The following is a 9,759-nucleotide window of genomic DNA, read 5'->3' as shown; positions in this document are numbered from 1 at the left end:
CGTCTCGTTCCACGCAGACACCTCCGTCCAAAGCGGAGGGGTCTTCGCACGATCAGGTCAGGCTGGCCAGGAGGGGGTTAAGTGAGCGCTTACGGGGCACTGGAGGCATCATGCAAGAAACGAGGGAGGCTCTTACCTCGGCACTCAAGCGATTGCGCCGGGACAAAAAGTCGGGCAACTGACCAGCGCATCGGAGAAGAACTCACTCCGATGAATCACCGAACACTCCGATCACACCGGGGCCGCCCAAGCGTAGCAAGAACAAAACAGGCCGGATTGCTCCAGCCCTCCGATAACGCGAAGCGACGGAATGCTCTACTCGGTCACCCGGATCGTAATCGGATCGTCGTAGAGGGTGAATCGTTCCTCGCCCGGATGCGTTGCCGTGAACACCACGGCTCGCGCAGGCGTGCCGCCGCTGCAAGCGCGGCTGACGCGGATACCGACGCCCCCGTCCGACCAAACACCGTTAGATAGCGGAGGCAGTCCTTGGAAGACCTCCTCCCAATCTGGCGGCTGTTCACCACACCGCCCGCGGCTGCCATGCACGACGACTGACTGGCCGACTTTGGCGGCGACCATCTCATGCGCCTCGATACGCTGGCCGGTCATGTCGAGGACCTGCGCACCTGGCTGCGTGAATGCCGCAGCATGCGTCTGGGGGCCGTCGAAGGTGCCCAACGCAAGAACGGCCCCGCCCGCCACCAAAACCAGGAAAACGGCAGCCGCGGCTAATCGTAGTCTGGTGCGTCCGCCGGATGCGGCGGCAGGGGCCTGGTCGATCTCGGGTGTTGTCGCGGTCTGGCTCGCATCGCCATTGCCATCGGCGGGCTTGCGCCTCTGAGCCTCTTCATAGAGCCGGCTCCAATGAGGCAATGCCTCCGGCGCGTCCTCAATCCGAAGCAATAGGGTCAGTATTCGGAAGTTGCGGCGGCTGGGTGTGTGCAATCCCTGCCGCCAGTTGCTCAGGCTCTTCAGGGAGCTCTCGTAGGCGGTAACAGCCTTCTTCTTGGTAATCGTGCAGTATTCGCTGGCAAGCTTGGCGTTATCGAGGTGGCCGCGCTCAATGCAAAGGGCATCGAACAGCTTGTGCCATTCCTCGAAACTGTCGAATGCGACCGCCATGCCGCCCCCGGCCAAACACCTCTCTTTTCAACTTATTACCCACCTAGCTGGATTCCGTCAACCCATTGATTCCGATCATAGATTCCGCCTGTTTTCCGGATTTTCTAAAGCTTCCAATTTCAGACATGACGCCGCACGGCCAGCCCTCTTAGGAAGGAACTTGGGGGCCATCTAAACGGCCCGCTTGTCGCGCGCGCGTCCGCAGCGCACGCGCGTCGAATCATTCGTTGAAAGTTAGGAGGTGCCATGAACACCAAAGACAAAATTGTTACGCGGCCTGCCAGCCGCCGCGATGTTCTCCGGGCGCTCGGCGTGGCGGGGCTCGCCACCGTCGGCGGCGCCATCGTCAGTCAGCCTGCAATGGCGGAGGTGACCATACCCGCCACGACGACGCAGAAATGCGGGACTTGCCGTTTCTGGGGCGGCATCCGTTCGGTGTCCGAAGACCGCAAGACCGTTATCGCTTCCGGCAAGGGCACCTGTAACAATCCCAAGAGCCCGGCCTACCAGAAACAGACCCGACCGGACCAGGGCGCTCCGGTTTGGGAACGCTGGGAAGCCCTTGGCTGAGGGGGGCCGAATGCGGAGCACATATTTGTCCAAGGGGAGGATAATCGCCATTGCACTCCTCACCGTCACCGCCTGCCAGACGACCGGCGCCACCAGTGCAAACAGCGCAGGCGCCGATCCGCTGGCGGCCTACAAAGCCGCCGTCCCCGCGCTCGAACAGGCGGGCGGCGGCAAGGCGTGCGTCGATTGCTTCCTCACCAACTACGGCCCGAGCCCCTTCCCTAAGGCGTTCGCCGTATCGCCGGACGGCGCCTATGGCGCGCGGTACAAGGTCGGTGCGTCGATGGAAAAGATGCGTGAAGACGCCCTCGCGAGCTGCCGGAAGAAGCCTGCCTACAATCCGGCCCATGACTGCTTCATCTTCTTCGAGAATGACCAGCAGGTGTGGAATCCATGAGAGCAATGGTCCTGCGATCCGCAACGCTGTCGCTCTTGGTGGTGCTGTCGGTCACGCCAATTCACAGGGCCTTTGCTCAAGCGGCGTCTTCCAATTCCGGCGGCATTCTTGACGGCCTTCTTGACGCGCTGGTCATTCTGCTGGTCGTGGTCGCGGCGCTCTTTCTTGGCAGGAAGCTACGCGATGGGGCTCAGCGAGATGGCAACCTCCTCGCCGAAACAATGACTTCGCCGGAAGGAATGCAAAAGCTGCGTGCTCAAGTGAAAAGCGCTCGCACCATCGCGATCGTGCTCGCAGTACCGGCTGTTCTCGTCACCGTCGTGCTCCTGATCAAGATCAACAACACGTCGAACTGGGCGCTCCGATACGACGGCTACGTCTGGGAGCAATTAGGCTGGTGGTTCATCGACGTTGGTCTGCTTTGGCTTCTAACGCTCGCGGCGGGCGGGTTCTGGTTCGTATCGTCACGCAACTTTGGACGCGTTTTGCTCGACCGCGTGGCCACCATCCGCACCCGCCTCATCGAGATCGAGAAGGAACTGGAAACGCGCGCCGATCGGCCAAAAGCGGACCTCCGGTCAGAAAGGCAACTGCTTGAGTCAGAACTCAGACAACTGGGCGCGTGACAGAAGAGGCCGCCTAAGCGGCGGCCTCAGTGATGTCGGCGGATTGCAGGCCACCGAGGTAATCGGTGGCTTTTGCCGCTTGTGAGGCGGCGGTGAAGATGGCCTTCTTGTCGGCCTTGAGGACCTTCAGCCAGTTGTCGATGTAGGCGGCGTGGTCGGGACGCGGTGTGAGCGTCACGCCAAGGTCGGCGCAAAGGAAGGCCGCGCCCAGCTCGGCCACGAGTTCTTCCATGGCGTAGGCATCGTCGCCGAAGCGCTTGCCGAATTGGCGGTCGCAGCGTCGGTCGTGGCCTGTCCAGTGGGTCAGCTCGTGCAGGAGCGTGGCGTAGTAGCTCTCGGTCGCGGAGCTGGTTTCGCTGCCGAGGAAGCGCTCGCGCTCGGGCATCTGGATGATGTCGTCGGAGGGGCGGTAGAAGGCGCGACTGCCCCCGTGGCGCACCATGGCACCGGTACCGGCGATGAAGCGCTCGGCCTTGTCGAGCACCTGCACCGGGTCCTTGGGCTCGGGCAGTGGCGGTGCCGCGTAGCCGTCCACCTGGTCGGCGTTGAAGACCCAACTCGCGCGGGCCATGAGGCGCTTGCCGTGCTCGGTTTCGCCGTCGTCCGTGGTCTCTTCCACGTCGAACTCCTTGTAAAAGACCACCAGGCTCGCCTTCTCGCCCTTGCGGACTTGCGCCCCGTTGTTCTGCCACTGGCGATAGGTGCCCCATGTGCCGGTGCCGAAGCCGCGGGCCTGTGCGGCAACCCAGAGGCTGACGACGTTGATGCCGCGATAGGCGTTGTGGGTGTCGATGTTGACGGGGCGGTTGAGTCCCTCGCCGCTGCGGTGCCAGGGCATCTGCCAGTCGCCCGCTCCCGCCTCGATGGCGGCGATGATGTTGTTGGTGACCTGGGTGTAAACGTCCATGCGTTGCGCGGTCATTGTTCCTCTCCTTGTCTTGCGGGGCCGCGCCCATCGCGGCCGTCCGATGGCGACCGGAAAGGCAGGGGCAAGACGGGCGGCGCACCCGAACGGGCTGGAGAGGATCGGAAGACGGCGGGCAGGCTGTTTCTTGGCTCGCGAGGAAGGCGTCAGCCGGGGAAGAAACCGACGGACCGCCGTTGCGCTGCACGGCGTCCCTGCCAGGTCAGCCACCCCATGAGGACGGCCCGTGGGCAGCGGTCCCTGACAAGGATCTGAGGAACACCGCGCCGACGCCGGCGACCGTCACCCGGAAAGCAGAACAGCCCCGCAAAGGTGGCGGCGAGGCTGTCTGATGTGAATGGGCCGCTTGTCAGCGGACGATGGCTTATGCGCCCCGAAACAAGCCGGCACCTGACGGAGCCGGAAAGCCTGCACGGTCAGCCGCAAGGTGCTGAACAGGGTGGGTAATTCGACCAAATCGGGGTACAAGATTCTAACAGGCAAACGAGGGAGACTGGCGCGATAGCGAGGTAGCGGATGGTGTTCAGCAAGCTGTTCGGAGGCGGGAAGAAGCCGCCGGAAGGGAAACCTCAGGTCAGGCGTTGGCTGGAATCGCTCGACCCAATGTGGCGCGCCGCCGTGACGGCGATCGCCGCCGACAAGACCGTGGATGAGGTCTTCAAGCAGGACATCTACAGGCGCCTCCAGGAAGGACGGATAGACGAGGCCCGCGAGACCGTCCGCAAATACTTCCAGTTCATGAGCCCGGAGACGCAGGAGAAGGTCAAGTACGCCGGGCAGCACGAGGCATGGGCGGACGTTTTCGCCCTGCGTGAAGCCGGCATCGTCACGCCGGCCGACGAGAGCGATCCATTAGATTCGATCATCATCGGCGAACTTCCGCTGGGGGACGACCTCAGGCCCGCGAATCTGCTCTTCCATGGCGAAGGACACCTGCTGACCGTGGCCCCCACAGGTGCGGGCAAGGGACAACGCTTCGTCATTCCGACGCTGCTGGACTTTGAGGGGCCTGTCGTGGTGCTCGACCCCAAGGGCGAGAACTACGCGGCGACCGCGTGGCGCCGGAACCTCTACGGCCAAGTCTACAAGTGGGCGCCAGGCGAGGACGACTCCGACTGCTATAACCCAATTGATGCGGTCCGCGGCTGGGACGACGCGCGGCTGTTGGCGGAACTGCTCATCGTCCAGCAGAGCCGGGAGCCGTTCTGGGACGAGGCCGCCAAGGATCTGCTCACCGGCCTGATCTTCTTCGTCCTCCGTACCCGCCCGCCGGAACGGCGCAACATGCGCGAGGTCTGCCGCTGCCTGACGCGCAGCAAGGCGGACTTCAAGACGATGATCGAAACCCTGCAAAGCTCGTCAGAGGAGCGGCTTCAAGAGTTGGGGAATATCCTCGAAAGCCGGTCGGAGAACCTTCATTCGTCGATCGCGACGACGCTGCTCACACAACTCGCACCCTGGCGGGCAGACGAGATCGTGGCCGCCACATCGAGCACCACGCCGGGCTGGTCGGTGGAGACCATCCTCGTGAAGGACAACATGGGCGTCACCTTCGCGGCCCAGCAGGGTCGGCCGCCAGGTTGGCACTCCCCCGCGCCCGGCCGTCATGAGCGCGGCATGGCGTCATCGGTTTATCTGATCGTACCGCCGGAACAGATTGGTGCCTACCGTTCGGTGCTGCGGGTGATGCTCGGCCAGCACCTGAGCGAGGCCATCAAGTGGCGAGCCGATATCGAGCGTAACAACAAGCTGGACGAGGACTTGCCGGACAACTTCCCCGATTGGCCGATGATGTTCTACCTCGATGAGCTGCCGCAGCTTGGCTACATGCGGATCATCGAAGAAGCTGTCGCCATTACTCGGAGCTACCGGGTGCGGCTATGGCTCTTCACCCAGGACATGGCCCAGCTGAAGGAAGTTTACCCGAAGTGGGAGAGCCTGCTCGCTAACTGCCGCTGCCAGATCTTCTTCCGCCCGAATGACATGAACACGGCGACCGAGATCGCCAACCGGCTCGGCATGCGGAAGGACATTTGGGGTGGCGAGGATTGGGTGGCGTCGCCGCAGAAACTCATGGGACGGGAGTTCCGTGAGGATGCTGTCATCTTCTTCGATGGCCTGATGATCCGCTCGCGGATGGTGAGGCCGGCTTTCGACAATCCCGCCCTTCAGGCATGGATTGCCGAACAGAAGCGGGATTTCGGGGAGGAGGTCTTGCGCGCACCGCGCGCGGAAATGCCGATACCTGCTCCCGACGACGAACTGGATGCACCGCCATCCGGCGGCGCGGAATCAGCGGCGGCCCCCAAGAGTGAAAACACTCAAAGAGAAGACGCCGACCTGGCAGACAATCCGGAATATCAGCGCCGTCTCGCCGCCCTCCAGGCGGAGATGCGGAACGGCAAAGCCGAAACATCATCCCCTTCTCCCGAGAAGACGATGAGACCGCCTGAGCGGCCCGCAGAATCATCCTACAATGCGAAGCCTCGTCCGATGCCTCCGTCCTTCGACGAATGAACTGAGAGGGCTCTCAGCGCGCCACACACCCCTTCAAAACCAAAACCCAAAGGATCTGCACATCAGGGAGTTTCAGAAATGATGCAGAACGTCATCACCATCGCCGTCATTATCGTTGTCGGCATCGTCGTCCTCAACCTCGTGTTCTGGAACAAGAACAAGAAAGCGTTCAACGACGCCAAACAGCAGAAGATCGCCGAACGTCAGGCGCAGCGGGAACAGGCGGAAGAGTATCGGCAGAAGGACAAGTGATCCATATCTAAAGTCTGCATTGAAGTTCGACGGACTATCCACAGAAGGGGGCCGCCAACTACAGGATTTAATTATACAGGTACATATAGGTATATAGCGGGAGCGTTTATGCGTAATCGCGGGAGCGTTTATGCGTAGCAAAAATCGGAACCGCAGGATTCCCGCGCCAATCCGTGCGGGAGCGTTTATGCGTGGATAAGTCTCCGAGTTCACAGGGTTTTGCACACCGCGCCGGCTCTGAGGGACGTCAACGACGGAATCCTCGACCCGAGGGCGGTCGGCTCGCGGGAGCGTTTATGCGTAGAACAGACGAGGGACGGTGTCCGGGCGTTCGCGGGGATCAGACGCGGCCGACATGCGGCCGACTGGGCAACAGTATCAAGCTGTCTGGTGCCGTATCGAGGCGGGCGGCCGGATAGACCACGGCGACTTTGCCCAGTGCCCGCAGGAATGCCTTCTTGAAGTCGCGGCGGCCCTGATCGGTGGTTGGGTAATCCGCGCCGAACTGGAGCTGCAAGGCAGCCCAGGGAATAGCGGTCCGGCCCTTCACGTAAGACAGGCGATAGGTGAGCCAGAGATAAACGTCGAGCGCCATCGGGGACCGCTTCAACGCTTTGAGGGCGCGAAGGTCGATCGGGACCGGGTTCTCGGTAATCTCCGTGAAGAACCTTTCTGAGAGGACGACGGTGCTTTCCCACAATGCCGCTTGGTCAGGTTGGTGCGGCGTCCACCAGAGTGTTGCCTTGTCGGCGATATTGACGTTTTCCAAGCCGAACGAGCTGCCGCTCGTGTAGGTGCATGAGATGGAACATGAGAACAGGCGCGTCATCTGATCGCGGAGCCGGGGGATGGTGCCCCAACGGCCGCCGGTCGGCGCGAGGTCAAGCTCTGCCATGAACTTGCTGAGCGTCCGCCCGAGAACAATCTCGCGGCTCTTGGTGCGGACAGCTTCGGTGGTCAGGAAGCCTGTGACAAGCCTTGGGATGCTACCGTAGGGCAGACCGATCTTCGAGGGAGCCAGCATGGTCATGGTGAAGGCGCCGTTGGTCCGCGTGAACTCGTTCCCCGGCATCCGACGGTGAGGCATTGTCGCCTGGACCATTGCACGCGCCATGAAGCCGAGCGCACCTGCTTCCCGCGCCTCCTCCATCTCGATAGCCAAGGCGGACGTGAACAGCTTGCTCAGCTGCCTCGGGACGGATGAGTTATCGTTCGCGGCCGGCTTCGGCGCCGGCGCGACAGCAGTTGCATTGCCATCTATGGGCTCTATGTCGGCTATGTCGATCAGGCTCGTTCTGGGCACGCGGTTCAGCATCTCAAAAGTTCGTCTTTTGTTCTTTTCAAGCTACCATATGCGATGGCCACTGTGGCAAGGAATCTGAACGGCCGTCATGCCGGCTGTTGTTGAAGATCGTTGGGACGGCTTGGCTCTGAGTGTGCCAAATATGTGCCAAAAAGCCGAAAGCCCCGTCCGTGAGGATCGAGGCTTTCGTTTGAAGCATTGATATTGCTTGGTAATTTTGGTTGCGGGGGCAGGATTTGAACCTGCGACCTTCAGGTTATGAGCCTGACGAGCTACCGGGCTGCTCCACCCCGCGTTAAGGGCATTGACCAGGCTATGAGCCTGACGAGGGCGCCGCAAGGCGCCGGCGCGTGAGCGCGGGGCTGCTCCCCCCCGCGGATGAGGTGTTCCGCTTTTCGGGCGGATGGGGTGGACATCGTCTTTCGAGTGGGCGGTTGCGTCTGGAGCTGTGCTGGATAGACCTGGCGGCGACCTACTCTCCCACGTCTTAAGACGCAGTACCATCGGCGCTGAGGGGTTTCACGGCCGAGTTCGGGATGGGATCGGGTGGTTCCGCCCTCGCCAGAGCCACCAGGTCGATCCAGGACAGCTGATCAAGTGTCGGTACTGATAGGGATGATCGGGTTACCGGTCGGGCCGGGCCAGGGGTTTCCTGGCCTGTTGCCGGTCGTCGGTAAAGAGGATCAAGCCGATCGAGCGATTAGTAAGGCTCAGCTTCGCGCATTGCTGCGCTTCCACATGCCTCCTATCGACGTCGTGGTCTACGACGGCTCTTATGGCGAGACCTGGTCTTGAGGGGGGTTTCCCGCTTAGATGCTTTCAGCGGTTATCCCGTCCGCACTTAGCTACCCGGCGGTGCGGCTGGCGCCACAACCGGTCCACCAGAGGTGCGTCCATCCCGGTCCTCTCGTACTAGGGACAGATCCTCTCAAGTCTCGAACACCCACGGCAGATAGGGACCGAACTGTCTCACGACGTTCTAAACCCAGCTCACGTACCGCTTTAAATGGCGAACAGCCATACCCTTGGGACCTGCTCCAGCCCCAGGATGCGATGAGCCGACATCGAGGTGCCAAACCTCCCCGTCGATGTGGACTCTTGGGGGAGATCAGCCTGTTATCCCCGGCGTACCTTTTATCCGTTGAGCGATGGCCCGTCCACGTGGAACCACCGGATCACTATGGCCGACTTTCGTCTCTGCTCGATCTGTCGATCTCGCAGTCAGGCAGGCTTATGCCATTGCACTCGACGGCTGATGTCCGACCAGCCTGAGCCCACCTTCGCGCGCCTCCGTTACTCTTTGGGAGGCGACCGCCCCAGTCAAACTACCCGCCATGCAGGGTCCCGGACCGTGTTGCGGCCTCGGTTAGGCACTAAGACACACAAGGGCGGTATTTCAAGGGTGGCTCCACGAGAGCTGGCGCCCTCGTTTCCAAGCCTCCCGCCTATCCTACACAGGCACGCCCTAGTGCCACTGCAAAGCTATAGTAAAGGTGCACGGGGTCTTTCCGTCTAACCGCGGGTACTCCGCATCTTCACGGAGAGTTCAATTTCGCTGAGTCTGTGCTGGAGACAGTGGGGAAGTCGTTACGCCATTCGTGCAGGTCGGAACTTACCCGACAAGGAATTTCGCTACCTTAGGACCGTTATAGTTACGGCCGCCGTTTACCGGGGCTTCGATTCAGAGCTTGCACCCCTCCTCTTAACCTTCCGGCACCGGGCAGGCGTCAGACCCTATACGTCGCCTTCATGCGGCTTCGCAGAGCCCTGTGTTTTTAGTAAACAGTCGCCACCCCCTGGTCTGTGCCCCCCGCCCCTGGTTGCCCAGAAACGGGGCCCGCTTCTCCCGAAGTTACGCGGGTAATTTGCCGAGTTCCTTCAGCACAGTTCTCTCAAGCGCCTCGGTATACTCTACCAGTCCACCTGTGTCGGTTTAGGGTACGGTCCATTTGCGGGGGCTGTTTCCTGGAACGGCTCAGCCGCACGGGCAATCCGATAAGCCCGTACGACACCTGCCATCCGTCACCACCCGCGGGCCCAGGAA

General features: G+C 61.7%; 8 protein-coding genes, 1 tRNA gene and 2 rRNA genes. 5 read left to right on the top strand and 6 right to left on the bottom strand.

The window, feature by feature from the left end; genetic code table 11:
• Positions 1-315: 315 nt before the first annotated feature.
• Positions 316-1,125 (bottom strand): hypothetical protein, encoded by an 810-nt coding sequence (locus B9O00_RS31775; RefSeq protein ID WP_085127435.1) that lies wholly within the window; start codon positions 1,123-1,125, stop codon positions 316-318.
• Between the two features lie 246 nt (positions 1,126-1,371).
• Between B9O00_RS31775 and B9O00_RS31770 the strand changes: the two genes are divergently transcribed.
• The 3 genes from B9O00_RS31770 to B9O00_RS31760 are packed head-to-tail and all read left to right on the top strand — an operon-like array spanning position 1,372 to position 2,718.
• A complete protein-coding gene (locus B9O00_RS31770; RefSeq protein WP_085127433.1) occupies positions 1,372-1,695 on the top strand; it encodes a twin-arginine translocation signal domain-containing protein in 324 nt (107 codons plus the stop codon).
• A gap of 25 nt (positions 1,696-1,720) precedes the next feature.
• The gene (locus B9O00_RS31765) at positions 1,721-2,092 is read left to right on the top strand and encodes a hypothetical protein (RefSeq protein ID WP_085127431.1); all 372 of its coding nucleotides are present in this window, start codon (positions 1,721-1,723) and stop codon (positions 2,090-2,092) included.
• A gap of 5 nt (positions 2,093-2,097) precedes the next feature.
• The gene (locus B9O00_RS31760) at positions 2,098-2,718 is read left to right on the top strand and encodes a hypothetical protein (protein WP_085127429.1); all 621 of its coding nucleotides are present in this window, start codon (positions 2,098-2,100) and stop codon (positions 2,716-2,718) included.
• Between the two features lie 13 nt (positions 2,719-2,731).
• Here B9O00_RS31760 and B9O00_RS31755 read toward each other — a convergent pair whose 3' ends face one another.
• On the bottom strand, positions 2,732-3,640 hold the full coding sequence (locus tag B9O00_RS31755) for an ArdC family protein (protein WP_085127426.1): 909 nt from the start codon (positions 3,638-3,640) through the stop codon (positions 2,732-2,734).
• A gap of 519 nt (positions 3,641-4,159) precedes the next feature.
• Here B9O00_RS31755 and B9O00_RS31750 point away from each other — a divergent pair.
• Complete coding sequence (locus tag B9O00_RS31750; protein ID WP_085127424.1) at positions 4,160-6,160, top strand: type IV secretory system conjugative DNA transfer family protein; 2,001 nt, start codon at positions 4,160-4,162, stop codon at positions 6,158-6,160.
• 78 nt (positions 6,161-6,238) lie between these two features.
• Positions 6,239-6,412, top strand: coding sequence for a hypothetical protein (locus tag B9O00_RS33305; protein ID WP_159460392.1), 174 nt, complete (start codon positions 6,239-6,241; stop codon positions 6,410-6,412).
• A gap of 340 nt (positions 6,413-6,752) precedes the next feature.
• Here the strand turns inward: B9O00_RS33305 and B9O00_RS31745 are convergent, their stop codons facing one another.
• From B9O00_RS31745 to B9O00_RS31730, 4 genes are all read right to left on the bottom strand, one after another.
• Positions 6,753-7,727 (bottom strand): replication protein RepA, encoded by a 975-nt coding sequence (locus B9O00_RS31745; protein WP_085127422.1) that lies wholly within the window; start codon positions 7,725-7,727, stop codon positions 6,753-6,755.
• Between the two features lie 206 nt (positions 7,728-7,933).
• Positions 7,934-8,010 (bottom strand) — tRNA-Met (locus B9O00_RS31740).
• A 164-nt stretch (positions 8,011-8,174) separates the two neighbouring features.
• Positions 8,175-8,290: ribosomal RNA gene (gene rrf / locus B9O00_RS31735) — 5S ribosomal RNA — on the bottom strand.
• A gap of 104 nt (positions 8,291-8,394) precedes the next feature.
• Positions 8,395-9,759 (bottom strand): 23S ribosomal RNA (locus B9O00_RS31730); the annotation flags it as partial.

Source organism: Tistlia consotensis USBA 355, from assembly GCF_900177295.1.
In the GTDB taxonomy this organism is placed as follows: Bacteria; Pseudomonadota; Alphaproteobacteria; order Kiloniellales; family DSM-21159; genus Tistlia; species Tistlia consotensis.
This window is presented reverse-complemented; position numbering and strand designations above follow the sequence as displayed.

Excerpts from the sequence above, each read along its gene's own strand:
- B9O00_RS31775 (WP_085127435.1), bottom strand. The coding sequence starts at position 1,125 with ATGGCGGTCGCATTCGACAGTTTCGAGGAATGGCACAAGCTGTTCGAT.
- B9O00_RS31770 (WP_085127433.1), top strand. The coding sequence starts at position 1,372 with ATGAACACCAAAGACAAAATTGTTACGCGGCCTGCCAGCCGCCGCGAT.
- B9O00_RS31745 (WP_085127422.1), bottom strand. The coding sequence starts at position 7,727 with ATGCTGAACCGCGTGCCCAGAACGAGCCTGATCGACATAGCCGACATA.
- B9O00_RS33305 (WP_159460392.1), top strand. The coding sequence starts at position 6,239 with ATGATGCAGAACGTCATCACCATCGCCGTCATTATCGTTGTCGGCATC.
- B9O00_RS31750 (WP_085127424.1), top strand. The coding sequence starts at position 4,160 with ATGGTGTTCAGCAAGCTGTTCGGAGGCGGGAAGAAGCCGCCGGAAGGG.
- B9O00_RS31760 (WP_085127429.1), top strand. The coding sequence starts at position 2,098 with ATGGTCCTGCGATCCGCAACGCTGTCGCTCTTGGTGGTGCTGTCGGTC.
- B9O00_RS31755 (WP_085127426.1), bottom strand. The coding sequence starts at position 3,640 with ATGACCGCGCAACGCATGGACGTTTACACCCAGGTCACCAACAACATC.